This window comes from Bacillus sp. 1735sda2 (genome assembly GCF_024159245.1).
In the GTDB taxonomy this organism is placed as follows: domain Bacteria; phylum Bacillota; class Bacilli; order Bacillales; family Bacillaceae; genus Bacillus; species Bacillus pumilus_O.
This window is the reverse complement of the sequence record NZ_JAMYWZ010000001.1, coordinates 2,542,733-2,569,327: the sequence shown is the minus strand read 5'-3', so window position 1 is coordinate 2,569,327 and position 26,595 is coordinate 2,542,733. Positions and strand designations below refer to the sequence as shown.

The 26,595-nt window shown below is 42.2% G+C and carries 26 protein-coding genes, 1 pseudogene and 1 other annotated feature; of the genes and pseudogenes, 23 read left to right on the top strand and 4 right to left on the bottom strand.

All coding sequences use genetic code 11. The features are described 5' to 3' along the window. Positions 1–165 precede the first annotated feature (165 nt). The 8 genes from cymR (at position 166) to NKR21_RS13300 (ending at position 7,029) form a co-directional block, all read left to right on the top strand. Complete coding sequence (gene cymR, locus NKR21_RS13335) at positions 166–585, top strand: cysteine metabolism transcriptional regulator CymR (RefSeq protein ID WP_012010726.1); 420 nt, start codon at positions 166–168, stop codon at positions 583–585. An 18-nt stretch (positions 586–603) separates the two neighbouring features. Continuing rightward, positions 604–1,746: a cysteine desulfurase family protein gene (locus NKR21_RS13330; RefSeq protein WP_012010725.1), complete on the top strand. Its 1,143-nt coding sequence runs from the start codon at positions 604–606 to the stop codon at positions 1,744–1,746. A gap of 95 nt (positions 1,747–1,841) precedes the next feature. Continuing rightward, a complete protein-coding gene (gene mnmA, locus NKR21_RS13325) occupies positions 1,842–2,960 on the top strand; it encodes a tRNA 2-thiouridine(34) synthase MnmA (RefSeq protein WP_003216305.1) in 1,119 nt (372 codons plus the stop codon). Positions 2,961–3,020: 60 nt separating this feature from the next. Next, positions 3,021–3,674, top strand: coding sequence for a tetratricopeptide repeat protein (locus NKR21_RS13320; RefSeq protein ID WP_088003250.1), 654 nt, complete (start codon positions 3,021–3,023; stop codon positions 3,672–3,674). Between the two features lie 19 nt (positions 3,675–3,693). Continuing rightward, positions 3,694–6,078 (top strand): SF1B family DNA helicase RecD2, encoded by a 2,385-nt coding sequence (gene recD2 / locus NKR21_RS13315; protein ID WP_012010723.1) that lies wholly within the window; start codon positions 3,694–3,696, stop codon positions 6,076–6,078. Positions 6,079–6,153: 75 nt separating this feature from the next. After that, complete coding sequence (locus tag NKR21_RS13310) at positions 6,154–6,672, top strand: PRC-barrel domain-containing protein (RefSeq protein WP_144455775.1); 519 nt, start codon at positions 6,154–6,156, stop codon at positions 6,670–6,672. Positions 6,673–6,685: 13 nt separating this feature from the next. Continuing rightward, the gene (locus NKR21_RS13305; RefSeq protein WP_003216308.1) at positions 6,686–6,877 is read left to right on the top strand and encodes a hypothetical protein; all 192 of its coding nucleotides are present in this window, start codon (positions 6,686–6,688) and stop codon (positions 6,875–6,877) included. A gap of 20 nt (positions 6,878–6,897) precedes the next feature. Next, a complete protein-coding gene (locus NKR21_RS13300) occupies positions 6,898–7,029 on the top strand; it encodes a YrzQ family protein (RefSeq protein ID WP_003216198.1) in 132 nt (43 codons plus the stop codon). Positions 7,030–7,262: 233 nt separating this feature from the next. Here NKR21_RS13300 and NKR21_RS13295 read toward each other — a convergent pair whose 3' ends face one another. The 4 genes from NKR21_RS13295 to NKR21_RS13280 form a co-directional block, all read right to left on the bottom strand. Continuing rightward, positions 7,263–7,913: an amino acid ABC transporter permease gene (locus tag NKR21_RS13295; RefSeq protein WP_144455777.1), complete on the bottom strand. Its 651-nt coding sequence runs from the start codon at positions 7,911–7,913 to the stop codon at positions 7,263–7,265. Positions 7,914–7,928: 15 nt separating this feature from the next. Further along, positions 7,929–8,582: an amino acid ABC transporter permease gene (locus NKR21_RS13290; RefSeq protein ID WP_144455779.1), complete on the bottom strand. Its 654-nt coding sequence runs from the start codon at positions 8,580–8,582 to the stop codon at positions 7,929–7,931. A gap of 67 nt (positions 8,583–8,649) precedes the next feature. Continuing rightward, the gene (locus NKR21_RS13285; RefSeq protein ID WP_144455781.1) at positions 8,650–9,459 is read right to left on the bottom strand and encodes a transporter substrate-binding domain-containing protein; all 810 of its coding nucleotides are present in this window, start codon (positions 9,457–9,459) and stop codon (positions 8,650–8,652) included. Positions 9,460–9,472: 13 nt separating this feature from the next. Next, entirely contained in the window at positions 9,473–10,201 is a 729-nt protein-coding gene (locus tag NKR21_RS13280; protein ID WP_012010718.1) for an amino acid ABC transporter ATP-binding protein, read from the bottom strand. Positions 10,202–10,366: 165 nt separating this feature from the next. Here NKR21_RS13280 and NKR21_RS13275 point away from each other — a divergent pair, with 165 nt between their 5' ends. From NKR21_RS13275 to NKR21_RS13205, 15 genes and pseudogenes are all read left to right on the top strand, one after another. Continuing rightward, positions 10,367–11,431, top strand: a complete 1,065-nt coding sequence (locus NKR21_RS13275; RefSeq protein WP_012010717.1) for an AI-2E family transporter — start codon at positions 10,367–10,369, stop codon at positions 11,429–11,431. Between the two features lie 46 nt (positions 11,432–11,477). Then, positions 11,478–11,686, top strand: a binding site (T-box leader). 81 nt (positions 11,687–11,767) lie between these two features. Continuing rightward, positions 11,768–14,404, top strand: a complete 2,637-nt coding sequence (alaS, locus tag NKR21_RS13270; RefSeq protein ID WP_012010716.1) for an alanine--tRNA ligase — start codon at positions 11,768–11,770, stop codon at positions 14,402–14,404. 90 nt (positions 14,405–14,494) lie between these two features. After that, positions 14,495–14,761, top strand: a complete 267-nt coding sequence (locus NKR21_RS13265; protein ID WP_024718370.1) for an IreB family regulatory phosphoprotein — start codon at positions 14,495–14,497, stop codon at positions 14,759–14,761. Between the two features lie 3 nt (positions 14,762–14,764). Then, entirely contained in the window at positions 14,765–15,181 is a 417-nt protein-coding gene (gene ruvX, locus NKR21_RS13260) for a Holliday junction resolvase RuvX (protein WP_003216519.1), read from the top strand. 16 nt (positions 15,182–15,197) lie between these two features. After that, positions 15,198–15,485, top strand: a complete 288-nt coding sequence (locus NKR21_RS13255; protein WP_012010715.1) for a DUF1292 domain-containing protein — start codon at positions 15,198–15,200, stop codon at positions 15,483–15,485. 154 nt (positions 15,486–15,639) lie between these two features. After that, positions 15,640–16,206 carry a biotin transporter BioY gene (locus tag NKR21_RS13250; protein ID WP_012010714.1) on the top strand — a complete coding sequence of 189 codons (567 nt, stop codon included), beginning with the start codon at positions 15,640–15,642 and terminating at the stop codon, positions 16,204–16,206. A 35-nt stretch (positions 16,207–16,241) separates the two neighbouring features. Continuing rightward, a pseudogene (locus NKR21_RS13245) lies at positions 16,242–17,666 on the top strand (acyl-CoA synthetase). Then, positions 17,654–18,742 carry an acetyl-CoA C-acyltransferase gene (locus tag NKR21_RS13240; protein ID WP_012010712.1) on the top strand — a complete coding sequence of 363 codons (1,089 nt, stop codon included), beginning with the start codon at positions 17,654–17,656 and terminating at the stop codon, positions 18,740–18,742. Before NKR21_RS13245 ends, NKR21_RS13240 begins: the two are co-directional and overlap by 13 nt. Before the next feature lie 73 nt (positions 18,743–18,815). Then, a complete protein-coding gene (gene mltG, locus NKR21_RS13235) occupies positions 18,816–19,898 on the top strand; it encodes an endolytic transglycosylase MltG (RefSeq protein WP_012010711.1) in 1,083 nt (360 codons plus the stop codon). Between the two features lie 210 nt (positions 19,899–20,108). Further along, complete coding sequence (locus NKR21_RS13230; protein ID WP_012010710.1) at positions 20,109–20,774, top strand: O-methyltransferase; 666 nt, start codon at positions 20,109–20,111, stop codon at positions 20,772–20,774. Next, positions 20,771–21,700 carry a peptidase U32 family protein gene (locus tag NKR21_RS13225; protein WP_144455784.1) on the top strand — a complete coding sequence of 310 codons (930 nt, stop codon included), beginning with the start codon at positions 20,771–20,773 and terminating at the stop codon, positions 21,698–21,700. The genes NKR21_RS13230 and NKR21_RS13225 overlap by 4 nt, the downstream gene beginning before the upstream one ends. Before the next feature lie 20 nt (positions 21,701–21,720). Further along, positions 21,721–22,989, top strand: coding sequence for a peptidase U32 family protein (locus NKR21_RS13220; protein ID WP_012010708.1), 1,269 nt, complete (start codon positions 21,721–21,723; stop codon positions 22,987–22,989). 7 nt (positions 22,990–22,996) lie between these two features. Next, on the top strand, positions 22,997–23,629 hold the full coding sequence (udk, locus tag NKR21_RS13215) for a uridine kinase (protein ID WP_065098502.1): 633 nt from the start codon (positions 22,997–22,999) through the stop codon (positions 23,627–23,629). Positions 23,630–24,282: 653 nt separating this feature from the next. Continuing rightward, positions 24,283–24,756: a transcription elongation factor GreA gene (gene greA, locus NKR21_RS13210; RefSeq protein ID WP_012010706.1), complete on the top strand. Its 474-nt coding sequence runs from the start codon at positions 24,283–24,285 to the stop codon at positions 24,754–24,756. A 50-nt stretch (positions 24,757–24,806) separates the two neighbouring features. Beyond that, the gene (locus NKR21_RS13205) at positions 24,807–26,549 is read left to right on the top strand and encodes a peptidoglycan D,D-transpeptidase FtsI family protein (protein ID WP_012010705.1); all 1,743 of its coding nucleotides are present in this window, start codon (positions 24,807–24,809) and stop codon (positions 26,547–26,549) included. Positions 26,550–26,595: the final 46 nt, after the last annotated feature.

Sequence of the window (26,595 nt, the reverse complement as noted above, 5' to 3'; positions counted from 1 at the left end):
AATTTCTTCAAATAGAAAAGGGATCCGTCCTGTTATAGCGCCTAGAAGCGGCAAATGAAAGTTGGCTAAAAGTATGATATAATTGCTTTTGGTCTATATATCAGCGTATATGAAATCAGAAAAAATAATTGATGACATAGAATAGAAAACGCAGAGGTGTTTAACTTGAAAATTTCAACTAAAGGCAGATATGGTCTAACGATCATGATCGAATTAGCCAAAAAACATGGCGAAGGCCCTACATCATTAAAATCAATCGCTCAAAACAATAATTTGTCTGAGCATTATTTAGAGCAGCTTGTATCACCACTTCGGAATGCCCGTCTTGTGAAAAGTATTCGCGGTGCATATGGCGGCTATGTTCTTGCACATGAACCGAACGAGATCACAGCCGGTGATATTATTCGTGTATTAGAAGGACCAATTAGTCCTGTCGAAGTCATTGAAAACGAAGAACCAGCAAAGCGTGAACTTTGGATTCGAATTCGTGATGCAGTAAAAGACGTACTAGACAATACAACTCTTGAAGACTTGGCAAGCTATACAGATGACGGAAATCAAGACGCGTATATGTTCTACATTTAGATCAGAGGTGTACCTGAAATGGAACGAATCTATTTAGATCATGCGGCAACAACGCCGATGGATCAGCGTATCGTGGACAAGATGATCCCTTACTTTACAGAGATATTTGGCAATCCTTCTAGCATTCATTCATATGGGCGCGAGGCAAGAAAGTGGCTTGATGAAGCAAGAGAAGTGATTGCAGGAGAATTACACTGTAAACCGCAGGAGGTCATCCTCACAAGTGGAGGAACAGAGGCGGACAACCTGGCGATTACAGGTGTGGCCATGGCAAGGCAGCATGAAGGAAAACATATTATCACAGCAAAAACAGAGCATCATGCAGTGCTGCACACATGTGAACGCCTAGAGAAGCTAGGATTTGATGTGACATATTTAGATGTGGATGAAACAGGATTGATTCATCTAGAACAACTAAAACAGGCACTAAGAGATGATACAATTCTTGTGACCATCATGTACGGCAACAATGAAACAGGTGTAATTCAACCAATCAAAGACATTGGCGAACTCATGCACCATCACACTGCGCATTTTCATACAGACGCCGTGCAGGCGTTTGGAACAATGCCAATCGATGTAGCAGACCTTCATATTGATCTTTTATCTGCTTCTGGTCATAAGCTAAATGGTCCAATGGGAACTGGCTTTTTATATGTAAACGAAGGCGTAAAACTTTCTCCGCAATTGTTCGGTGGAGAACAAGAAAGAAAACGCCGTGCTGGTACAGAAAATGTGGCAGGGATCGTGGGACTTGCAGAAGCTGTTCAATTAACGAAGCAAAATAGAAGAGAAAAAGCCATGCATTATGGTAAGCTCAAAGAAATCATGCTGCAAGTATTCGATGAGGAATCACTTATTTTCTCTATCAATGGGCATCCGAAAGAGACATTGCCTCATATTTTAAATGTTCATTTCCCGGGTGTTTCCATCGAATCGTTACTTGTGAATTTAGATATGGAAGGAATTGCTGTTTCAAGTGGATCTGCATGTACGGCTGGATCCGTCCTTCCTTCGCACGTGTTAAGCGCCATGTATGGCGAAGAAGCAGACAAGCTGACATCCTCAGTCAGAATAAGCTTCGGTCTTGGGAATGAAGAGGATCACGTGAAGCAGGCAGCACGTAAGATAGCAGCTGTTGTCAAACGCTTAGCCAAATAAACGTTCCTCTTTTGTTCGTGTGTGAAAAATGAAACAGCCAAGCACCTGAAGAACGAAACGCACATGCTGTTTCATTGAAAATGGAGTTGATGAAGATGACAAAAAGACCAGAAGACACAAGAGTTGTGGTCGGTATGTCCGGTGGAGTCGACTCATCAGTTGCCGCTCTTATGCTAAAAGAGCAAGGCTATGATGTGATCGGCATATTTATGAAAAACTGGGATGACACAGATGAAAATGGTGTGTGTACAGCAACGGAGGATTATGAGGATGTCATCCGCGTCTGTAACCAAATTGGAATCCCTTATTATGCAGTGAATTTCGAAAAGCAATATTGGGACAAAGTGTTTCAATATTTCCTTGATGAATATAAAGCAGGCAGAACGCCAAACCCAGATGTCATGTGTAACAAAGAAATTAAGTTTAAAGCGTTTCTTGAGCATGCATTGTCGCTCGGTGCGGATTATTTAGCAACAGGTCACTATGCGCGCGTCGACAGAACTGGCGATGAAGTTAAAATGCTTAGAGGTCTTGATGCGAACAAAGACCAAACGTATTTCTTAAATCAGCTGACTCAGGAACAGCTTGATAAAGTCATGTTCCCAATCGGTGATTTAGAGAAGAAAAGGGTTCGTGAATTGGCAAAAGAAGCAGAGCTCGCAACCGCAACGAAAAAAGATTCAACGGGTATTTGCTTTATTGGGGAAAGAAACTTTAAAACGTTCCTCAGTCAATATTTACCTGCACAGCCTGGCGTGATGCAGACGATGGACGGAGAAGTCAAAGGGGAGCACGATGGACTGATGTATTACACGATCGGTCAGCGCCAAGGTCTTGGCATTGGCGGCAGCGGTGATCCTTGGTTTGTCGTTGGAAAAGACTTGGAACAAAATATTTTGTTTGTCGAACAAGGTTTTCACAATCCACTTTTATATTCTGAAAGCATTTCAGCCGTCAATATCAGCTGGACTCGTCCTCATATTGTCGGTGAAAACGGTGAATTAACATGCACAGCTAAATTCAGATACCGTCAAGAAGATCACCATGTGAAGGTCAAAATGACAGGTGAGCAAGAAGCGATGGTCATCTTTGATGAACCTGTTCGTGCTGTGACACCAGGACAGGCGGTTGTCTTTTATGATGGCGACGAATGTCTAGGTGGCGGAACTATTGACGATGTCTTTAAAGACGGCCAAAAGCTGTCGTACGTGTAACTTGTTTTCAAAACCTCAACGTCGCTGTTGAGGTTTTTTAATGAAAGGATGAGAGAGCGAATGAATCATAACGAAATTGGCATAGAAGCCTTAAATCAGGGGAACATCGAAAAAGCGGCGGAAGCTTTTACGAAAGCCATTGAAGAAAGCCCGAAAGACCCGGTTCCATATATTAACTTTGCGAACTTACTTTCAAGCATCAATGAATTTGAACGCGCGTTAAACTTCTTTCAAAAAGCCATTGAACTTGATCACGCCGCAGCTGCAGCCTATTACGGAGCAGGAAATGTATACACATTAAAAGAAGACTTTATGAAAGCAAAAGACTATTTTGAACAAGCACTAAAAGCGGGCATGGAAAATAGTGATTTGTTTTATATGCTGGGGCAGACGCTCATTAAATTAGAGCAGCCGAAGCTTGCGATGCCTTATCTTCAGCGTGCCATCGAACTGAATGAAGATGATAACGAAGCAAGATTCCAATTTGGCATGTGCTTAGCCAATGAACAATTGCTGGAAGAAGCGGTGACAACCTTTACTGAGGTGGTCACGCGTGATCCGCAGCATGCAGATGCCTTTTATAATTTAGGAGTTGCGTATGCATATTTAGAGAAAAAAGACGAAGCGCTTGAGATGCTTGGAAAAGCCATTGACGTGCAGCCTGATCATATGCTGGCACTACATGCGCAAAAGCTGATTCAAGAGGCAGAATAGACGGAAGGAGGGAAGACCTGTGCAGGAACATCCAGATCAAATGAAGCTTGAGGACGAACCATTTTTAAAGGGGACAGTTCAAGCCGTTATTTTCCATAATGAAAGTAATTTATATTCGGTGTTAAAGGTGAAAGTCATTGAAACATCGGAAAACTTAGAGGAAAAAACAGCATCTGTCACAGGCTACTTCCCAGCACTTCATGAGGAGGAAACTTACACCTTCTATGGCAAAGTTACAAGCCATCCGAAGTTTGGTGAACAGTTTCAGGCGACTCATTTTCAAAAGGAAGTACCGACAACAAAACAAGGAATAATCCATTATCTTTCAAGTGATTTATTTGAGGGGATAGGCAAAAAGACAGCGGAAGAAATTGTAGGAAAGCTTGGCAGTGAGACGCTTCATAAAATTATGCGTGACCCAGCGGTTTTGTATGACGTTCCGCGCTTATCAAAAAAGAAGGCTGATAAGCTGGCTGCAGCGCTCCAAGAGCATCAAGGATTGGAACAAATTATGATCAGCTTGAATCAATACGGCTTTGGTCCGCAGCTCAGCATGAAGATTTATCAAGTGTACGAAAGTGAGACGCTGCAGAAGATTGAAGAAAACCCGTATCAGCTCGTCAAGGATGTTGAAGGGATCGGATTTATTAAGGCAGATGAACTTGGCGCTAGAACCGGCATCTCAGGAAGTGACCCAGAGCGAATCCGTGCCGCCTTGCTTTATACAGTGGAGACAGCCAGTCTTCAGGACGGTCATACGTACATACAAACAAAGGATTTGATCGTCGAAACCCGAAAACTGCTCAATCAAACAGGCAATGAGTACAAAGTGACGGAAATGGACGTCGCCGATCAGATCATTGCACTTGGCGAAGGGAAAGAGATGATCATTGAAGATGAGCGCTGCTATCATCCGTCCTTATTTTATGCCGAGCAAAGTGTCGCGAAACGTATACAAAAAATCGTCTCCCAAACGGAATATGCAGATCAATTTCCTGAATCAGAATTCCTTCTAGCCCTTGGTGAGCTAGAGGAACGGCTGGGCGTCCAATATGCGCCGACACAAAAGGAAGCGATTCAAAAGGCACTCATGTCCCCAATGCTGCTTTTAACAGGCGGACCTGGGACTGGGAAGACAACAGTCATTAAAGGGATTGTTGAGCTTTACAGCGATCTTCATGGTGTATCACTTGACCCAAGTGATTATAAAAAGGATGAATCCTTCCCATTTGTGCTTGCGGCACCAACTGGACGAGCAGCTAAACGGATGACAGAATCAACAGGGCTTCCAGCTGTGACGATTCATCGGCTGCTTGGTTGGAACGGATCAGAGGGATTTTCTCATGATGATGAACAGCCGATAGAAGGAAAGCTTGTCATCATTGATGAATCAAGTATGCTAGATATTTGGCTTGCGAATCATTTGTTTAAAGCCATTCCTGACCATATACAAGTGATCATGGTGGGGGATGAACATCAACTTCCGTCTGTCGGACCAGGCCAAGTGTTAAGAGACTTGCTTGCATCACAAGCCGTGCCAGCGGTTACCCTAACCGATATTTACCGGCAGGCAGACGGCTCCAGCATTGTTGAACTTGCACATGATATGAAAAATGGTGTCCTGCCAAAGGATATTACCGCACGTTCAAAGGATCGATCTTTCATCAAATGCTCAGCAGATCAAATGAAAGAAGTGATTGAGAAAGTCGTCAGCAATGCTGCTCAAAAAGGCTATTCAGCTAAAGATATTCAAGTGCTTGCGCCCATGTACAAAGGAAAAGCAGGCATTAATGAGCTCAATAAAATGCTGCAGCACATTTTGAATCCTAAAAAACCAAAAGGCCGAGAAATTCCTTTTGGTGATGTGGTGTACCGGACTGGTGATAAAGTGCTTCAGCTTGTGAATCAGCCAGAGAACAATATTTTTAACGGTGATATTGGCGAAATTGTCTCAATTTTTTATGCGAAAGAAAACACAGAAAAAGAAGATATGGCTGTGATCTCCTTTGATGGGAATGAAATCACTTTTACTAAAAAGGATTTTCATCAATTTACACATGCCTATTGTTGCTCTATCCACAAATCACAAGGCAGTGAATTCCCCATCGTTGTACTGCCAGTCGTGAGAAGTTACTACAGAATGCTTCGGCGAAATTTGCTGTACACAGCCATTACACGAAGTAAAAAGTTTTTAATCCTGTGCGGCGAGGAATCAGCACTCGAGTGGGGCGTGAAAAACAATGAGGATTCCCTCAGACAAACGTCCTTAACGATGCGGCTCGTGCAAACCGAAGAGATTATGGATGCGGAGCTTGCAGCACTTCAAAAAGAACTGCCGTTTAGCGTGCATGATGCAAATATCGGTATGGAGGGAATCACTCCATTTGATTTTATGCATGAATAAAAGGCTTCCAGATGGAAGTCTTTTTTAGCTTGAAAAGAAATTTGCATAGTTCGTTCATGGAAGCCATTTCTTCGTATGAGTCTTGAAGCAAACGCACACGATAAGACTGTTCCGCAAAAGGTGGTTGAGCACATTTTGAGAACATGTCGAGAGCTTGAAGGAATGTCAATCTATACTGGTGAAACGTCTCATTCACTTGGTTCCATAAAAGATATTTGCTTATTAGCCGGAGGCAGCTGCGGAGGATATGTATTAGATGGGAAAAAGAAAGACTGTGCCTTCATTCCATTCTCGACTGGGGATCAGCTGACAGACAAAGGCTTACTTGTGAGCTGCCAAGAGGGAGTAGGCATGGATTCCTCCGCCCCATCCCTCTTATTTTCGAAATTAAAAAAGAAAATGATGCAGTCGCCTGACGGTGAAAATTTAGGCATTTTGGAAGATGTATACTTTTGCACAAATTCGGGCACAATCGTAGCATATGAACTCTCGGACGGCTTCTTTACAGAGCTATCAGGGATTCGAAAACAGCTTCAGGCTGCCGGAACCTTGATCAACGTTCAAAAGGAAGCACTTGTTCTAAACCGAACGTAAAGAGGTGCTGATTATGCTCATTTGCCCAAATTGCAAATGTAAAGACATCGGAAAAATTGGGGTCAATCAATATTATTGCTGGGGCTGTTTTATTGAATTGACACTGTCAAAAGGTAAAATATCTACACACCAAGTGGAAGAAGACGGAACACTAAGCAGCTTAGATGATCTGTTTAGTGATGATGAACGTTCAATTCAACTATAAGTGTTAAGGGGGAATTTCGAATGGGCAAAATGACTTCTTCACTATTAACGCTTGGTGCAGGTGCACTCGCATATCACTTTGCAAGCCGATATGATATGCCATCAAAGCGGGATATGAAAAAGCTAAGAAAACGTGTGATGAGAATGATGTAAAAAAAGGCATCCGCTAAGAGCGGATGTCCCAGATTGTTGACAAAGGGCTAAAATGATCTTTATTTTAGCCCTTTGTCTTCTTTTCAGCGTGATAGAAAACCTTTGAAGTCTAGGAAGGGCGAGCACTGGCGCGGAGCGAATTTGACATTCGTGAGCACCGGAGCGCAGACCTGACACGAAATGCGAGGGTTTGTCTACACACTGAGGCATCCGCTAAGAGCGGATGTCCTTTTTTATGCCTGCCTATATTCTAATCGGCGTGCGAGTAATGATAAGCTGAAATTGACGACAAAATACATCATCGCCGCTAATAGGAAAATAGGCAGTAAGTAAGATTGGCTCTGACCGTTTAATATTTGAGCGTGATGCAATAGTTCTGGAAGTGCAATGACAACAGCTAGTGACGTATCTTTTAAAAGAGAGATGAATTGACTGACAATTGGCGGCACCATTCGGCGTAAAGCCTGCGGCATAATAATCATTTTTAACGTTTGGATATAGGTTAAGCCAGAGGACCTAGCTGCTTCGATTTGCCCCTTATCAATTGATTTTAAACCGCTTCGAATAATTTCTGACAGCATTGCTGATTCAAATACGGTTAAAGCTGCTATAGCCGAGGCTGTAATGCTTAGCTTAATGCCGATTTCGGGCAATGCAAAATATGTGAAAAAAATGATCAATAAGAGCGGCAAGTTTCGAATGGTTTCGACGATGACTGCAAGTATCTTTGATAAAACTGGAATTTGAGCGAACCGCAATGTGCCAATGACTAATCCAATGAGAAAGCTCAAAATGATGGAGATAAAAGCCACTTTTAAGGTGACAGCAAATCCTTCAAGTAAAAAGGCGAGATGATCAGGCTGGTAGGCACCTAGAAAATCCATGATATGTCCTCCTTTCTAGTGGCTTCTTGCTAATCTTTTTTCTAAATAACCAACGCCTAAACTGAGCGGAATTGTTAATATCAGATAGAACATGGCAACAAAAATGTAGACATCAAATGTCACAAATGTTCTAGAAGCGATAAGGTCTCCTTGATACATGAGATCAAACCCTGCGATGACACCTAAAATAGATGAGTTTTTAACAAGGTTAATAAATTGATTCCCAAGAGGGGGAATGACAATTTTAATCGCTTGCGGCAGAATGATATACCGCATCGTCCCGCCATAGGATAGACCTGAAGCACGGGCGGCTTCCATTTGTCCAAGCGGTACAGCTTGTATCCCTGCGCGAACGGCTTCAGCAATAAAGGCTGAGGTATAAATGGCAAGGGCAATTGTGCCGGCGGTGAAGCCATCTGCTACAATACCAAGCACCGGTAATCCAAAGAAGAAGACAAATGTAATCAATAATAACGGAATATTCCGAATGAATTCCACGTAAGCCGTCCCTAACCAGTTGAGTGGCCTGAGTGGCGCAATTCTCATATTGGCAATGAGTGTACCGATTAAAAAGCTTCCAATCAAAGCAATGACACTTGCACCAATTGTATATTTAAACCCTTCTACATAAAGATTGAAGTTTTCAGTGAGAATGGAAAACCGCAGCAATCAGTTCACTTCCTTCCTGATCAATAGGGGAGCCAATGAGCGGCTCACCCCTAAACAAGTCAAACGATTATTTTTTGATCCATTTTTGATGAATCTTGTCATACTTCCCATTGTCTTTTAATGTCTTTAGGGCTTTATTAATGGCCGTTGTTAATTCCTTATCACCTTTCTTGACAGCAATGCCATAAGGCTCATCTGTAAAGGTGCCGCCGACGACTTCGTAATTTGAATCCTCATCTGCCATACCAAATAAGATCGCATTATCAGTTGTCAGCACTTGCCCTTGATTTGATTTTAAAGCTGTAAAAGCTTCCTGATAGTTCTCAAATTCTAATACAGACGCTTCAGGTGCTTTTTCGCGGATATTTTGAGAAGAAGTAGATCCTTTCACTGCAAGCACTTTCGTTCCTTTCTTCAAATCATCAATTGATTGAATGTCGCTTCCTTTTTTCACAAGCAGTGATTGTCCTGCTTCAAAGTAAACATCTGAGAAATTGACTTCTTTTTTACGCTCTTCAGTAATTGTCATGGTTGCGACGATTGCATGAATATCTCCTTTTTGCAGTAAAGGAATTCTCGTTTTGGATGTCACTTCTTTGAATTCTGCTTTTCCTTCATCACCGAGTATTTCCTTTGCGATGGCTTTTGCAATATCGATATCAAACCCTTCAATATCTCCGCTGCTTGGATTTTTTAGACCGAAGAGACGTGTATCATTCTTGACCCCGAAAATCATTTTTTTGTCTTTCTGGATGGTTTCTAAAGAACTTCCTTGTTTTGCATCAGTCGAGCCTTTTTCAGCAAATCCGCAAGCTGTTAATGCGGCAATACAGCAAGTCATAAAGAGTAGTAGGCCAAAGCGTTTCATTTTTTTCATCAAATCATTCCCCCTAGTGATTTAAAATACGGCTTAAAAAGAGCTGTGCGCGTTTCTCACGCGGTTTCTCATAAAATGCAGCCGGTGTTGATTCTTCAAGAACTCTGCCTTCATCAATAAAGACAATACGATCGGCCACTTCTCTGGCAAATCCCATCTCATGTGTGACGACAACCATGGTCATTCCTTCTCGGGCGAGCTGTTTCATCACATCTAGTACCTCTCCAATCATCTCTGGGTCAAGAGCTGATGTCGGTTCGTCGAACAGCATGACCTCTGGTTTCATCGCAAGCCCTCTAGCAATGGCAACACGCTGCTGCTGTCCGCCTGATAGTCTTGAAGGGTAGGCGTTAGCTTTATCAGGAATACCGACTTTATGTAAATAAAATTCGGCTGTTTCCCTCGCTTCTTCTTTGCTCACCTTTTTCACCTTCATTGGCGCAAGCATAATGTTTTCAAGCACCGTCTTATGCGGATAGAGGTGAAAGTGCTGAAATACCATCCCGATATTTTGCCTGACAAGATTGATATTGGTTTTCGGATGCTGAACAGGCACTTCGTTGACAAGAACCTTACCCTCATCAATGCTTTCAAGACGATTGATGCATCTGAGCATTGTGCTTTTACCTGATCCTGAAGGACCGATGATCACGACGACCTCACCTTTTTGAATATGTAGGTTAATGTCTTTCAGTACATGGAACTGGCCATAATGTTTATTGACTTTTTCGAATGTGATCATGAAGAACCTCCTCTTGTACATGGTGGTAGTCAGTGGAGACATTTTAGTAACTTTGGATGGTGCTGTATGTTTCATATGTATTCATTTTTAACAAAGTTAGGACAAATTTTATTTACATGGATAATTGCAGAAGATGGTTAAACAATAAGAAAAGAGGTGAAAAAGGTGAAGAAACGTCCGATCCAATTTCTGATATATGCCGCAGGGGTCCTGCTTGTCCTTGCATCTTTGCTCATTTTATTGCAGCTCGACGAGTTATGGATGCCTATTTTTTTGTTGTTAAAGGCGGTTCTCATTCCGCTACTCATTGCTATTTTTATTTCTTATCTGCTTTATCCGATAGTGGAAAGATTGCATGCAGGGGGCTTACCAAGGACTGTGAGTCTCTTATTGATTTATGTCCTGTTTTTTGGCGGGATTGGGCTTGCGGTTTATAAAGGGGCGCCTGTCATGATCAAGCAGCTAAATGAGCTGTCAGAACAAATTCCTGTGCTTGCGGAAACGTATAATGGCGCCTTATCACATATTCATCATCATACAAGCCATTGGCCTGACGGACTTCACGACCGCTTGGATCGCTTAATTGTTCAATCGGAGACATATGCAGCTAACGGCGCGGAGCGGATGATTCTTAGCTGTAAAGTCTTACTTGATTATGCACTAGTTGCAGCGCTCATCCCTTTTCTTGTTTTTTATATGGTGAAGGATATGAATACAATGAAGCGGGCCGCATGGTATTTGACGCCGCCCTCATTTCGGAAGAGGGGGCATGCGTTTGTAAAGGCAGTTGATGAATCACTTGGTAATTATATTAGAGGGCAGCTGCTTGTCTGTTCATTCATTGGGGGGGCAGCCACCATTGTGCTCTGGCTGTTTCATATTCCGTACCCGCTTGTCCTTGGTATGCTGATTGGCGCAACGAATGTCATTCCGTATTTTGGACCGATTATTGGCGCGATTCCCGCTGTCTTTATTGCGTTTACCATCTCGGTGAAATCAGTTATTATTGTGCTGATTACAGTCGCCGTACTGCAATTTTTAGAAAGCAACGTCCTTAGCCCGATTATCGTAGGGAGAAGTCTTCATATGCATCCTGTCGTCATTATGCTTGTCTTGCTTGCTGGTGGAGAGTTATTTGGTTTAATAGGCATGATTTTAGCCGTACCAACTGCCGCTATCATCAGGGTGATCATTGTGCAATATATCCTGATGAGGCGAAGCGTTCATTGACAAGAGGAGCCGAGTTGTCTATAATAATTTCGATTCATACTACATACTGAATTCAATGACGGACCCGAGTACGTTAAAAAGCTGTTTCAGAGAGAGGCTTTATTTTGCTGAGAAAAGCCTCATCAGACCTTTAACGGAAGCTAGTCCCGAGTGCAGATAAACACTGCCGCTCTCTTCCGGCGTTATCGGATGTGAAGGTGATAGACGAATTTGTCTATAATCAGGGTGGTACCGCGAGAACATCTCGTCCCTGTGTAAGTCGTTTTGTGCTTGCATAGGGCGGGGTGTTTTTTCGTTTGTGTGGAGATTGATGAATGAAAAGGGAGGAATTTTTGAATGAAAACTTTAACTTCAGCTCAAGTACGCCAAATGTTTTTAGACTTTTTTAAAGAAAAAGGACATGCTGTAGAACCGAGTGCCTCACTCGTACCGCATGATGATCCGACACTTTTGTGGATCAACAGCGGGGTGGCAACATTAAAGAAATACTTTGATGGCCGCGTCGTACCTGACAATCCGCGTATTTGCAACGCGCAAAAATCAATTCGTACAAATGATATTGAAAACGTAGGGAAAACAGCACGTCATCATACGTTCTTTGAAATGCTTGGAAACTTCTCTATTGGTGATTATTTTAAAGAAGAAGCGATTGAATGGGCGTGGGAATTCCTCACAAGTGACGAATGGATTGGCTTTGACCCGAATTTGTTATCTGTCACTGTTCATCCAGAGGACGAAGAAGCGTATGTTCTATGGAGAGATAAAATCGGTGTACCTGAGGAACGTATTATTCGCCTTGAAGGGAACTTCTGGGATATTGGAGAGGGCCCAAGTGGACCGAATACAGAAATTTTCTATGACCGCGGTGAATCATACGGTCACGATATGAACGATCCAGAATTATATCCTGGCGGAGAAAATGAGCGTTATCTAGAAGTGTGGAACCTAGTGTTCTCTGAATTTAACCATAATCCAGATGGGTCATACACGCCGCTGCCGAAGAAAAATATTGATACAGGGATGGGTCTTGAACGAATGGTATCTGTCATTCAAAACGTGCCTACGAACTTTGATACTGATCTATTCATGCCAATTATTCGTGCAGTTGAAACCATTTCTGGAGAAAGCTATGGCGAAACAAAGGAAAAGGATACAGCATTCAAAGTCATTGCTGACCACATCCGGACGGTTGCCTTTGCTGTAAGTGATGGAGCGCTTCCTTCCAATGAAGGCCGCGGGTATGTGTTAAGACGTTTGCTTCGCCGTGCTGTGCGTTATGCAAAAACCATTCACATCCATCGCCCGTTTATGTTTGATCTAGTTCCAGTTGTGGCGGAAATCATGAAGGATTTCTACCCAGATGTACAAGCGAAAGAAGAATTTATTGCAAAAGTCATCAAGAATGAAGAAGAACGCTTCCATGAAACATTGAACGAAGGTTTAGCGATTTTGTCAGAAGTCATCAAAAAAGAAAGAGACAAAGGCAGCTCACAGATTTCAGGTGAAGATGTATTTAAGCTGTATGACACGTATGGATTCCCTGTCGAGCTCACAGAAGAATATGCAGAAGATGAGCACATGACAGTGGATCGAGAAGGCTTCCAGGCTGAGATGGAAAAGCAGCGTGAACGTGCAAGAAATGCGCGACAAGATGTCGGCAGTATGCAGGTTCAAGGCGGTGCTTTAGGAGATATTAAAGTAGAAAGCACATTTGTCGGCTACGAAAATCTAACGGCAGTTGCTCATATGATTGAATTGCTTCAAAATGGTGAAATTGTCTCAGAAGCACATGAAGGCGATACAGTACAAATTTTATTAGATGAAACACCTTTTTATGCAGAAAGCGGCGGACAAGTGGCTGATAAAGGGACATTGAAAAGCGCTGAAGTGATCATTGACATCAAAGATGTGAAAAAGGCACCAAACGGTCAGCATGTTCATGAAGGAGTAGTCGTAAGCGGTACAGCCAAAAAAGGACTTGTAGTTACTGCGGAAGTGGAATCAGCTCTTCGAAAAGGCATTGTGAAAAACCACACAGCGACACATCTATTGCATCAGGCGTTAAAAGACGTTTTGGGCAGCCATGTGAACCAAGCAGGATCACTGGTGAATGAAAATAGACTTCGCTTTGACTTCTCTCATTTTGGACAAGTTACAAAAGAAGAGTTGTCTCAGATTGAAAAAATCGTGAACGAAAAGATCTGGGAAGGCATCTCTGTTGCTATTGACCTGAAGCCGATTGCTGAAGCAAAAGAAATGGGTGCGATGGCGCTCTTTGGCGAGAAGTATGGCGATATTGTCCGAGTTGTCCAAGTAGGCGATTACAGCATCGAACTATGCGGCGGTTGTCACGTGCAAAATACTGCAGAAATCGGGTTGTTTAAAATTGCATCTGAATCGGGTATTGGTGCTGGAACACGCCGGATTGAAGCAGTGACTGGAAAAGGGGCATACGAAGAATTAAATGACCAGCTGGGGATTTTAGAGCAGGCAGCGAGTGAGCTGAAGTCAAATACGAAGGATGTACCAAAACGTATCGCTTCATTGCAGGCAGATTTAAAAGAAGTTCAAAGAGAAAACGAATCTCTTCTTGCAAAATTAAGCCAGGCTGAAGCAGGCTCTATTTTAGAGAAAGTGACAGAAATCGGCGGAGTGAAAGTGTTAACTGAAAAAGTAAACGCGAAAGACATGAACCATTTAAGAACAATGGTTGATGATTTAAAAGCTAAATTAGGCTCAGCTGTCATTGTGCTCGGAGCCGTTCAAAACGGAAAAGTAAACATTTCAGCAGGAGTGACAAAAGATGTCATCGAAAAAGGTCTGCATGCAGGGAAACTTGTGAAACAAGCAGCTGAAATCTGCGGCGGAGGCGGGGGCGGACGCCCAGACATGGCACAAGCAGGCGGAAAACAACCAGAAAAGCTAGAAGAAGCACTGACATCTGTCGAAGAATCTGTCAAATCCGTTTTATAATCAGGCGATGTAGTGTAGAATAATGGTATTAGATGAGCGTTTAGAAAAAAAGCTTGCTAGTAGAATGTTGGAAGAGAGGTGCAAGAAGCAGTGAGTTCATTTGATAAGACAATGAAGTTTAACTTCTCTGATGATTCAGCTGAAACCAATGTGAATGAAGTGCTCATTACAGTATATGACGCACTCCAAGAAAAAGGATACAACCCGATCAATCAAATTGTCGGATACTTGCTGTCAGGCGACCCTGCTTATATTCCAAGACATCAGGATGCTCGCAACCTAATTCGTAAACTAGAACGAGACGAATTAATTGAGGAATTGGTTAAATCGTACTTAGAGACACATAAAGAGGCGTAAAACATGAGAATTTTAGGCTTAGATTTAGGCACGAAAACCCTTGGTGTTGCAATCAGTGATGAAATGGGCTGGACGGCGCAGGGGATTGAAACAATTAAAATTGATGAAGCAGGCGGAGACTTCGGTCTCAGCCGCCTGTCTGAGATCGTCTCGCAATATGGAACGGATAAAATTGTACTTGGTTTTCCAAAAAATATGAACGGTACGGTCGGTCCTAGAGGCGAAGCCAGCCAATCATTTGCGAAAGTGTTAGAAAACACGTACAATGTTCCTGTTGTGCTTTGGGACGAGCGTCTGTCGACAATGGCAGCGGAAAAAATGCTCATCTCTGCAGATGTGAGCAGACAAAAGCGTAAAAAAGTCATTGATAAAATGGCGGCTGTTATGATCCTGCAAGGGTACTTAGACAGCTTAAATTAAAATGAGGTGAATCAAAATGGAACACGGAGAAAAGCAAATTACAATCGTTGATGATAATGGAAATGAACAGCTTTGCGAAGTACTATTTACTTTTGAAAGCGACCATTTTAACAAATCATATGTTCTTTACTACCCAATTTCTGAGCAAGACAATGAAGAAATTGAAATTCATGCATCAAGCTTCACGCCAAACGAAAACGGTGAAGATGGCGAACTAGAGCCTATTGAAACGGATGAAGAGTGGGACATGATTGAAGAAACGTTAAATACGTTCTTAGATCAAGAAGAAGAAGACGAAGAATAGAACGAATAAAAGGCCTGTGAGCGGATCTTAGTGATCTTTCTTCACAGGTCTTTTTTTATGGTTATTATGTTAACTTTATTTTATTTTATGTTGACATATAAAACTGAACCTTTTACTCTATTTTTAATAATGAATGGAGTGAGGGGGATGGAAATTGAGAATTCAAGATATGATGCAAATGGCGTTAATGACTGCGGTTATTGGGATGTTAGGGTTGATCCCACCGATTTTACTTACGTTTACACCTGTTCCCATCACGTTGCAAACGGCAGGTCTTTTGCTTGCTGGTGGGCTATTAAAGCCAAAACAGGCACTGATCAGTTTACTTCTGTTTCTCTTGGTTGTGGCAGCAGGCGCACCTCTTTTGTCAGGTGCCAGAGGCGGGATAGGGGTCTTTTTTGGACCAAGCGGTGGATTTTTACTTGCTTATCCAGCGGCTGCCCTCATGATTAGTTTGTGGATCAACCGACTACAAAAAGTGACCACCTTGCGTCTTTTTGTGATCTTTGCGATATGCAGTATCGGAATTTTGTATCTATGCGGCATTCCTTTTCAAGCGATGATCATGAATATCAAGGTCACTCAGGCAGCTCTTCTTAGTCTGATTTATATTCCAGGTGATCTCATCAAGGCAGGCATATGTGCCGTTCTCACGGTGAAAATCATTGCGGCTATGTCATATCGAAAAAGGGATGTGAATAAAGGGAGGCGTGCAGTTTGAGAAGAATAACGGAAAGTTATACATTACATGCAGAAATGAACCCAGATCATATCGCCATCATTGATTGAGAAGAACGAATCACTTACGAAGATTGGTATGAGCGTGTCCAGCTATCAGCACAATGGTTACAACAAACGGCTCATGAGCAAAAAAGAGTCGCTTTTTTATTATCGAATGGTGCTTCTTTTCTTCAAATATTTGCTGGCGCTGCTTCTGCAGGGTGGACAGCAGTCCCGCTTGATCCGAGATGGAGCCGTGAGGAATGTGTTGAAAAACTTTTGTTAAGTGAAGCAGCTCTCGTCATTATCGAGGACCGATATTTAAATAGATTCGACAAGTACAGCGTAGACATGCAGGTTCTTTCTTTATCTGAATGGAAGGGGAAAATGAGCCGTAACACACAAGTTCTATCTAACAAATGTGACATCGAAAATGACCCTATCTTTTATATGGGATTTACGTCAGGATCAACGGGTTCACCCAAAGCCTTTATCAGACGTCAGCAGTCATGGATTGAAAGCTTTCGAACGACAGCTGATACATTTGGAATCACTCATCAAGATCATGTTCTGATAGCAGGTACACTCTTATCCTCTCACTTTTTATATGGTGCCATCAGTACATTGTACTTTGGCGGCACAGTGACGTTATTAGAAAAATTCACACCAGTGAAAGCAAAGAAAGCCTTACAGACAGGAGATTTGACTGTGATGTATACTGTTCCGACAATGACGGAATCGTTGCTGGAAATAGACGCTTTTGAGAGAGAGCATTCCCTGCTTGTCATATCATCTGGAGCAGATTGGGGCATTCCTTCAAAGAAACAACTTGTGACGAACAATCCTCATGTGACATTTTTTGATTTTTACGGTACATCAGAATTAAGCTTTGTATCCTATTTATCTTCAAATGACTTTCTGCAAAAGCCTTCTTCTGTCGGACGGCCATTCTCTCCCATTCAAATTGAAGTGAGGCGAGCCGATCAAACTGTCTGCCAGCCAAATGAGACAGGAAGAATTTATGTGAAGAGTCCAATGGCTTTTGCAGGCTACTTACATGAGGTGAGACCGCCGGAGGAGTGGCTGACAGTTTATGATATGGGGTGGCTGGATGAAGACGGCTATTTATATATGAGTGGCCGTGAAAATGGCATGATCGTCTATGGAGGACTGAATATTTTTCCAGAGGAAATTGAGCGTGTGCTAAATGAACAGCCAGAGGTGAAGCGATCGGTTGTAGTTGGCGTTCCTGACCCGTACTGGGGTGAAATCCCTGTTGCCATTATTGAACAAAGGCAGCACTCAAAGACAGTTCGGCAAGCTGTCAAAAAAAAACTGGCAGCTTACAAGGTACCTAAAAAATGGCTAGTCATTGATCAAATCATTGAAACATCCAGCGGGAAAATAGCACGTGCCAGTATGAAACAGTGGGCAGAGGAACAATTGTCATGCAAGCAGTAATTGTACAAGCAAAACGGACACCCTTCGGTGATAAAAATGGGATGCTGAAAAATTATCGTCCAGAGCAATTAGCCGCGCCTCTTATTCGGTATTTGTCTAAAGGGATGACGCCGGACGATATTATATTAGGAAATGTTGTAGGAGGCGGCGGGAATATGGCCCGTCTGTCCTCATTAGAAGCAGGGCTTTCTTTAGGGGTACCTGGTATGACAGTTGATAGGCAGTGTGCTTCAGGTCTAGAAGCCATCCGAACAGCTTGCGTCATGGTTAAATCAGGGGAAGGCTCAATGTATATCGCTGGCGGGACTGAAAGCATTTCGAGATCACCAATGAAAGAAAAAGCCCGCTTTTCACCGGAATGGATAGGAGATCCGGCTATGGGAGAAGCAGCAGAGCTGACGGCTTCTAGATTTTCTGTGACAAGGAAAGAACAAGATGACTATGCGCAATTAAGCTGGGAAAGAAGTATAGACGCAATCAAACGTGGTACATATTCTGAAGAAATCGTTACGATTGACGGACTGAGCATAGATGAAGCGGCCGTGAAAATAAGACCTATGGCAAAGCTGATTCAGCGGGCAAAGCCTGTATTTTCACCCGGAAAAGGATCTGTCACTGCCGCCAATAGCTGTAAAGAAGCAGATGGTGCAGCCGCAGTTGTTGTGATGGAAAGATCGCAGGCAGAGGCAAATGGGTTTCAGCCAATGCTGCGATATGCCGGAAGTGCTGTGACGGCGATGCATCCCAATTTTCCAGCTGCTGCGCCGATTGATGCGATGAAGAAACTTCTAGATCAAGAGAAAATCAAGGCAGAGGATGTTGCACTGTTTGAAATCAATGAAGCCTTTGCTCTGAAAATAGCGCTGATTGCTCGGACGCTAGATATTCCTTATGACAGGATCAATAAGAGAGGTGGTGCACTTTGTCTTGGTCATCCATATAGCGCATCAGGAGCTGCGATGATGGTGAGACTGTTTTACGAAGCGCGCACCTTACCGAATGGAAGCTATGTCATGGCCGCAATTGGGAGTGGTGGCGGCGTCGGTTTAGCCGTATTATGTCAAGTTCTGTCATGACAAGCATGAGCAAGTAATTGCCGAACTCCGTCGAATCATGTACTATAAAAGCTAGATGTGAGGAGGGCCATGCATGTTTTCAGAACAAAAGAAACGACCATTTTTCAAAAGGAAAATGGGGATCGTCCTGTTATCTGTTCTTGCTGTCATCATCATTGCAGCATTATCAGGCTTTTTATATGTTAAATCAGCACTTGGACCGGTCGATCAAAAAAGTAAACAAACGATTAATATTCATATTCCTAATGGGACATCTGTCCGTGAGATTGCGGGCATTTTAAAAGAAAATGGGCTCATTTCGAATGACACGATTTTCACTTATTATGCAAAATACAAAAACGCGTCCGGCTTTAAAGCGGGATACTTTCATTTGAAACAAACGATGGACGCAGACACGCTGATTCAAAAGCTGACATCTGGAGGGACAGACTATGCCTTTCAGCTTGTGATTCCAGAAGGAAAACAGCTGTCTGATATTGCGGCAGTGATTGCAAACCAGACGAATTTTTCAGCGAAAGAAGTGGAAGCGAAGCTGGATGATCCTGCGTTTATCAAAACATTAATGAAAAAATATCCGAAAACGGTGACATCACAGGTAAATGGCAAACAGGTGAAACATCCGTTAGAAGGTTATTTATTCCCTGCGACGTATCCATTTTATCGTGAGGATGAATCACTCGAAACGATCATTGAAACGATGATTAAACAAACAGATCAATACGTGAAAACGTATGAAAAAGACATGAAAAAGAGAAACATGTCCATACATGATGTGTTAACGATGGCATCACTGATTGAAATGGAAGCAACGGAAAAGACGGATCGCGCAAAAATCTCCAGTGTTTTTTATAACCGGTTGAAAAAGGACATGCCGCTTCAAACCGATCCAACGGTTCTTTATGCACTAGGTGAGCATAAATCCCGAGTTTATTACAAAGACCTTAAGGTGAAATCTCCTTATAATACGTATAACAACAAGGGACTGCCGCCTGGACCTATTGCAAATGCTGGCGAATCTTCATGGAAAGCCGCACTGCATCCAGAGAAAACGGATTATGTATACTTCCTTGCGAAGAAAAACGGAGAAGTCGTCTTTACAAAAACGTTAAATGAGCACAACAAAGCGAAAGCCAAATACATCACAGGCAGCAAGTAATGTACATGTGAATCGAAAAAGACTGTAGACAATACAAGATTGCCTGCAGTTTTTTTCGTTGGAATATCCATTTTATAGGTTCGCAATTACCACTTCTTTATGGTAAAATATATCGGGTTGTTTTACTTAGATGAACGAAAGATTGACGAGAAAGAGAGCTGCAACAGGCAGGACTCTTCTTTTTCAGGTCATGAAGGAGCTAGACAAATAATGACTATCGAAGATGATCAAATGAATGATTATATTGAACATTTAATTCACCCAAGTCCTGATGCAATCGCTCAATTAGAGGCATATGCAAAAGAGCATCATGTGCCCATTATGGAAAAGGTGAGCATTGAACTTTTACTGCAGCTACTGTCGATGAAAAAGCCGAAGAAAATTCTTGAGGTTGGGACAGCGATAGGCTACTCCGCCATTCGAATGGCGACAGCTCTACCAGATGCTGAAATTTTTACGATTGAGCGAAACGCAAAACGCTATGAAGAAGCGACACGGAACATTGAGGAATTAAAGTTAAAAGAAAGAATACACGTGTTCTTTGGTGATGCCATGGAATCGGCTAAAACAGTCCAAACGATGGCGCCCTATGATGTGATCTTTATTGATGCCGCAAAAGGGCAGTACAAACGTTTTTTTGAGCTGTTTGAACCGATGCTTGCTCATGACGGAATGATTATTACAGACAACGTATTATTTAAAGGTTTAGTGGCAACGAACTATGAAGAAGAAATAGAAGATAAAAGAAAAAAACAATTAATTGGTAAAATTGATCGATACAATCAATGGCTTATGTCAAACCCCGATTTCCAAACGTGTATTATTCCAGTTGGAGACGGGATCGCCATTAGTACAAAAAGAGGTGACCAATCATGAAAAAACCAGAATTGCTTGTGACGCCAAGCAAGGTGTCAGATGTACTGCCATTAATCGAGGCGGGAGCTGATGCACTCTTAATAGGCGAACAAACATACGGTATTCGTCTTGCAGGCGAGTTTTCAAGAGAAGATGTGAAACAGACGGTTGAGCTTGCACATAAGCATGACAAAAAAGTGTATGTGGCAATGAATGCAATTTTTCATAATGATCGTGTGCAGCTGCTTGGAGATTACTTAACCTTTCTCGATGCATTAAACGTAGATGGCGTCGTCTTTGGAGACCCAGCTGTGATCATGGCCGCTAAAGAAACAGGGGTAAGCCTGAATCTCCACTGGAGTACAGAAACGACTGGGACAAACTATTACACTTGTAACTACTGGGGCAGAAAAGGCGCAACGCGTGCTGTTCTTGCGAAAGAACTGAACATGGACAGTGTCATCGACATCAAAGAAAATGCCGAGGTGGAAATCGAAATTCAAGTCCATGGCATGACATGTATGTTCCAATCAAAGCGTACGCTTATTGGCAACTACTTTGAATATCAGGGCAAACAAATGGACGTCGAAGGCAGAAATATGGAGGAAGGGCTATTCCTTCATGACCAGGAGCGTCAAAACAAATATCCTATTTTCGAGGATGCAAACGGTACTCATATTATGAGTCCAAATGATGTGTGTATGATTGACGAATTAGAAGAATTTGTTGATGCAGGCATCGACTCATTTAAAATTGACGGAATTTTAAAGTCACTTTCTTATATGACAGAAGTGACGTCTCTATATAGAAAAGCAATTGATTTATTAGCAACTGACAAAGACGCGTATGAAGATCAGAAAGAGGACTGGGTGAAGCGGATTGAAGAGATTCAGCCAGTGAATCGTTCGATTGATACAGGGTTCTTCTTTAAAGAAACGGTTTATTAATATAAGAGGAGGCAGAGGAAATGGCACTATTGAAAGATGGTATTTCTGAAATGATTGACGGGAAACGTGTCATTACAAAAAAACCAGAACTGCTTGCACCAGCAGGAAACTTGGAAAAGCTGAAAATTGCTGTACATTACGGAGCAGACGCCGTCTTTATTGGTGGAAAAGAATTTGGACTTCGTTCAAATGCCGATAACTTTTCAATTGAAGAAATGGCTGAAGGTGTCGCATTTGCAAATAGATACGGTGCACGCATCTACGTGACAACGAATATCTTTGCCCACAACGAAAACATGGACGGGCTGGAGGAATACCTTCAAGGGATTGAAGGTGCTGGAGTAGCAGGCATTATCGTGGCTGACCCACTGATCATTGAAACGTGTAAACGTGTCGCACCGAAGCTTGAAGTCCATTTAAGCACACAGCAATCTCTTTCGAACTGGAAAGCTGTTCAGTTTTGGAAAGAAGAAGGGCTTGAGCGAGTGGTGCTGGCTCGCGAGACTAGTGCGCTAGAAATTAGAGAAATGAAAGAAAAGGTCGATATTGAAATTGAAACGTTCATTCACGGTGCGATGTGTATTGCTTACTCTGGCCGCTGCGTGCTCAGTAACCATATGACGGCAAGAGATTCTAACCGCGGTGGCTGCTGCCAGTCTTGCCGCTGGGATTATGATCTTTATAAACTAGAAGGTTCTGAGGAAGCGCCATTATTTGGAGAGGAAGACGCACCATTTGCGATGAGTCCAAAAGATTTAAAACTGATCGAATCCATTCCTCAAATGATTGAAATGGGAATTGACAGCTTGAAAATCGAAGGGCGTATGAAATCCATTCATTATGTGGCAACGGTCGTGAGTGTGTATCGCAAAGTCATCGACGCCTATTGTGCGGACCCAGACAATTTTGTCATTGAGCAGGAATGGTTAGATGAATTAGATAAATGTGCAAACCGTGACACAGCACCAGCCTTTTTCGAAGGTGTACCAGGAACGGATGAGCAAATGTTTGGCATTCATGGGAAGAAAACGACTTTTGATTTTGCAGGTCTCGTTCTTCATTATGATGAAAAAGAACAAATTGTCACATTGCAGCAGCGTAACTTCTTTAAAGCTGGTGACGAAGTTGAATTTTTCGGCCCAGAAATTGAGAATTTCACATGCAACATTGAGACGATTTGGGATGAAAAAGGAAATGAACTTGATGCCGCTCGTCATCCGCTTCAAATCGTCAAATTCAAGCTCGATCAAAAAGTATACCCTAGCAACATGATGAGAAAGGGGAAATAACAGGCACATGAGGAGTAAACCAGTGGTCATTGGAATTGCTGGCGGCTCGGGTTCAGGTAAAACGAGCGTCACCAATTCAATCTATGAAAAATTTAAAGGACATTCCATCCTCATGCTACAGCAAGATTTATATTACAAAAATCAAAGTCATATGCCATTTGAAGAGCGTCTGCTTACGAACTATGATCATCCGCTCGCATTCGACAATGACCTGATGTTTGAGCATTTGGAACAGCTCTTAAGGTACGAATCCATTGAAAAACCAATATATGATTTCAAGCTCAACACACGTTCAGAAGAAACTGTCCATGTTGAACCAAAGGATGTAATCATCGTTGAAGGCATCTTTGCATTAGAAGACGAACGCCTAAGAGACTTAATGGATATTAAACTATATGTCGATACAGATGCAGATCTGCGCATCATTCGCCGCATTTTACGCGATACGAAAGAAAGAGGCCGTTCAATCGATTCTGTGATTGAACAGTATGTATCTGTTGTCCGACCGATGCATAATCAATTCATTGAACCGACTAAGCGATACGCCGATATCATCATCCCAGAAGGCGGCCAAAATCATGTGGCGATCGACTTAATGGTGACAAAAATTCAAACCATTCTTCAAAGCCGAGCAGAGTAAACGGTGGAGAAGAAAAAGACCTTTACAGTGTAAAGGTCTTTTCAACATCACAATAAAGAGAATAAATACTAATATTTCTCTTGTTTCTAAAAGAAGAAGCTGCTTAAATATGTTAAGTAGTAACACTTTGAATGAAAGATTTGGTATGATAGGAAAACAATGATGTGAAATAGATATAGAAAAATGCCGTTTTCAAGCTGAATATTGAGGTGGTTTCGTTTTTGTAAAAGTATATTAAAAAAACGACAAACAAATCATCACAAATTTTCAAACAATTCTTGATCAAAAAGCAATTTTGTAATAATATAGCATAGACATATCGTACACTGACCATATTATGTATTGGAAGATGGAGAATGGATAAGCTATTCTTCTACATATGATCGAAATGGCGAACGAGGTACAGGAGCTTCCTGTGCCTTTCCACAGTTTGTGCGATGGAGATAGATCATCTTTGGACCACTGATAATGGTTCTGTCTGAAAAAAAGGCATAATAGTTGCATCTAAAAGGGACGCCATGTAAGATGGACTTTTACAAATATGGGACAGAAGGAATGAGGGCCTGAAAAAGTCCTCATTCTTGTATATTTCAGTCGTCACTCACGTGCAGAAATTATGTATGATGAGGATTAATAGAAGGAGTGAATGATTCATGGCACAAGAGAAAGTATTTCCAATGACAGAAGAAGGAAAACTTAAGTTAGAAGAAGAGCTTGAATATTTGAAAACGGTTAAACGTAAAGAGGTTGTAGAGCGTATTAAAATTGCGAGAAGCTTTGGAGACCTCTCTGAGAACTCGGAATATGATTCTGCTAAAGAAGAGCAAGCGTTTGTAGAAGGGCGTATCACTACGCTTGATAATATGATTCGCAATGCCAAAATTATCGAAGATGAAGGAAACTCAAATATTGTCTCACTTGGTAAAACAGTCACTTTCGTTGAATTACCAGACGGAGAAGAAGAGTCTTACACCATCGTTGGAAGTGCAGAAGCTGATCCGTTTGAAGGAAAGATTTCAAACGATTCACCAATTGCAAAAAGCTTATTAGGCAAACAAGTAGACGACAAAGTAACCGTTCAAACACCTGGCGGGGAAATGTTCGTCCAAATTGTAAAAATTTCATAATCACGTTTATACGATAAACACCTCGTCCACAATAGGGACGAGGTGTTTTTATGCTAAAAAAACGTAGAATAGGGTGGACAGGTGCTATTATTTTTATGCTGCTGCTTGGTCTTCTCACCAGACTGGCAGAAATTCAACTATTTTTCACAGAATCTTTTTCAAAGCTTGATATCAACTTAATACAAGAAAGTGTCAAACAGCGTACAGAAGAAGTGGTCATTTCAGATGGCCGCGGTGAATTTTTAGATCGAAACGGCGAGGCGCTTCTCACAAAAGAACAGCCTGCGGTGATCTTATTTCCTTTCCTGCAATATGATCTTCCTCATTTAAAACAAACTGCCTCTATTCTTGAGATGGAAGAAGATGAACTCAAAAAACAACTGACAGAAAACAAAAAACCTCTCATTCTCAAAGATGACATCACGAAAAAAAAGCTGAAAGACATCAATGATATGAAATATTCAGGTGTGTACGGCGTATATATGAAAGAGAAGGACAAAAAAAGACTTGCCCTCCACACATTAGGTTTCACGAGTGAGAATCCAGAATTGCTCAGAGAGCGTTATCCTGACAAAAAAGAGCTTTCCATCCGTACAGAAATCGGTACTTTTGGGCTGGAAAGTACCTTTGACGAATTTCTATTACCCGAGCAAGACACAAAATTGTTATATCATGTGGACGGAAGGGGAAACCCTTTGTTTGGGATGGACGTCAAATATACAGCAGAGGCTCATTCATTTTATCCTCTTCAAGTTCAAACAACAATTGATGAAAGCATGCAAGCTGAAATGGAGAAGGTACTAAAAGACCAAGGCGTCGCAAAGGGCGGGGCCGTTCTGCTCGACATTGAAAGCAGTAGTGTGCTGGCGATGGCTAGTACACCAAACATCACAAGCAAAAACCGGCATGAAGCAAGAAATTATATGCTGACTGCTATGGCACCAGGCTCGGTCTTTAAAACCGCTGTACTTGCCGCAGCAATCGAAAAAAACCTTGACCAGCCACAAACGATGTATGACTGTCGAAAGAATTTATATGGAGAGCCAGAAGGAACGCAGGAAGTCCTGAATCTGTCTGAGAGCTTTTCACAGAGCTGTAATTATACCTTTGCAACACTTGCTGACAAGCTGATCCAAACAGATGATCAAATCATCGAAAAGACGGCTGCAAAGCTTGGACTCATTGATCGAGCTGGCTGGGAAGGGGATGTCTATCATAAGAAGCATTTCAAACAGTTTGATCGTGAAGAAACCGGCAATGTGTGGGGAGATAAAAGAGACAAGCATGTCAAAAAAGCCGTTGCCCAAACCGCAATAGGACAAAAAAATGTCAAAACGACTCCTTTACAAATGGCCAATATGATGGCGTCGATTGCAAGAGGCGGGGAACGAAAAGAAGTGAAAATCGCTGAAAAAGTGCTGTATCAAAACGGAACAACGATGCTAACCTTTCAAAACAAACGACCAGAAGGAGGCAGTATTGACCGCTATACAGCTCAAAAGCTGCAAAAGTACTTAAGGCAGGTGGTGACGTCTGACAAAGGAACAGGAAGAAGGTTTCAAGACCTTCCGTTCGATGTGGCGGGGAAATCAGGCACTGCCCAAACCGGCAGTAAAGATCACAAGGGGAATCCGCTTTATCATAAGTGGTTTGCTGGATATTTTCCGGTGGAAAAACCAAAATACGCTTTAGTCGTTGTTCACCTTGATGAGGCAAGTGGACGGGCTAAGACAAATGATGCGTTTTATGATATTGTAAAAAAGGTCAACGAAATTGAAAAGAAACAGACATAGAACATCCCTTCATGTCATGTTAGAATAGTAACGACTTAGGGAACAG

What these genes read in the sequence shown, in the direction of transcription:
- NKR21_RS13240 (WP_012010712.1), top strand. Translation starts at nt 17,654, where the DNA reads ATGCAAGCAGTAATTGTACAAGCAAAACGGACACCCTTCGGTGATAAA.
- NKR21_RS13225 (WP_144455784.1), top strand. Translation starts at nt 20,771, where the DNA reads ATGAAAAAACCAGAATTGCTTGTGACGCCAAGCAAGGTGTCAGATGTA.
- mnmA (WP_003216305.1), top strand. Translation starts at nt 1,842, where the DNA reads ATGACAAAAAGACCAGAAGACACAAGAGTTGTGGTCGGTATGTCCGGT.
- NKR21_RS13300 (WP_003216198.1), top strand. Translation starts at nt 6,898, where the DNA reads ATGGGCAAAATGACTTCTTCACTATTAACGCTTGGTGCAGGTGCACTC.
- NKR21_RS13205 (WP_012010705.1), top strand. Translation starts at nt 24,807, where the DNA reads ATGCTAAAAAAACGTAGAATAGGGTGGACAGGTGCTATTATTTTTATG.
- NKR21_RS13295 (WP_144455777.1), bottom strand. Translation starts at nt 7,913, where the DNA reads ATGGATTTTCTAGGTGCCTACCAGCCTGATCATCTCGCCTTTTTACTT.
- NKR21_RS13320 (WP_088003250.1), top strand. Translation starts at nt 3,021, where the DNA reads ATGAATCATAACGAAATTGGCATAGAAGCCTTAAATCAGGGGAACATC.
- greA (WP_012010706.1), top strand. Translation starts at nt 24,283, where the DNA reads ATGGCACAAGAGAAAGTATTTCCAATGACAGAAGAAGGAAAACTTAAG.
- NKR21_RS13285 (WP_144455781.1), bottom strand. Translation starts at nt 9,459, where the DNA reads ATGAAAAAAATGAAACGCTTTGGCCTACTACTCTTTATGACTTGCTGT.
- udk (WP_065098502.1), top strand. Translation starts at nt 22,997, where the DNA reads ATGAGGAGTAAACCAGTGGTCATTGGAATTGCTGGCGGCTCGGGTTCA.
- NKR21_RS13220 (WP_012010708.1), top strand. Translation starts at nt 21,721, where the DNA reads ATGGCACTATTGAAAGATGGTATTTCTGAAATGATTGACGGGAAACGT.
- mltG (WP_012010711.1), top strand. Translation starts at nt 18,816, where the DNA reads ATGTTTTCAGAACAAAAGAAACGACCATTTTTCAAAAGGAAAATGGGG.
- ruvX (WP_003216519.1), top strand. Translation starts at nt 14,765, where the DNA reads ATGAGAATTTTAGGCTTAGATTTAGGCACGAAAACCCTTGGTGTTGCA.
- NKR21_RS13280 (WP_012010718.1), bottom strand. Translation starts at nt 10,201, where the DNA reads ATGATCACATTCGAAAAAGTCAATAAACATTATGGCCAGTTCCATGTA.
- NKR21_RS13305 (WP_003216308.1), top strand. Translation starts at nt 6,686, where the DNA reads ATGCTCATTTGCCCAAATTGCAAATGTAAAGACATCGGAAAAATTGGG.
- NKR21_RS13230 (WP_012010710.1), top strand. Translation starts at nt 20,109, where the DNA reads ATGACTATCGAAGATGATCAAATGAATGATTATATTGAACATTTAATT.
- NKR21_RS13330 (WP_012010725.1), top strand. Translation starts at nt 604, where the DNA reads ATGGAACGAATCTATTTAGATCATGCGGCAACAACGCCGATGGATCAG.
- NKR21_RS13255 (WP_012010715.1), top strand. Translation starts at nt 15,198, where the DNA reads ATGGAACACGGAGAAAAGCAAATTACAATCGTTGATGATAATGGAAAT.
- alaS (WP_012010716.1), top strand. Translation starts at nt 11,768, where the DNA reads ATGAAAACTTTAACTTCAGCTCAAGTACGCCAAATGTTTTTAGACTTT.
- NKR21_RS13310 (WP_144455775.1), top strand. Translation starts at nt 6,154, where the DNA reads ATGAGTCTTGAAGCAAACGCACACGATAAGACTGTTCCGCAAAAGGTG.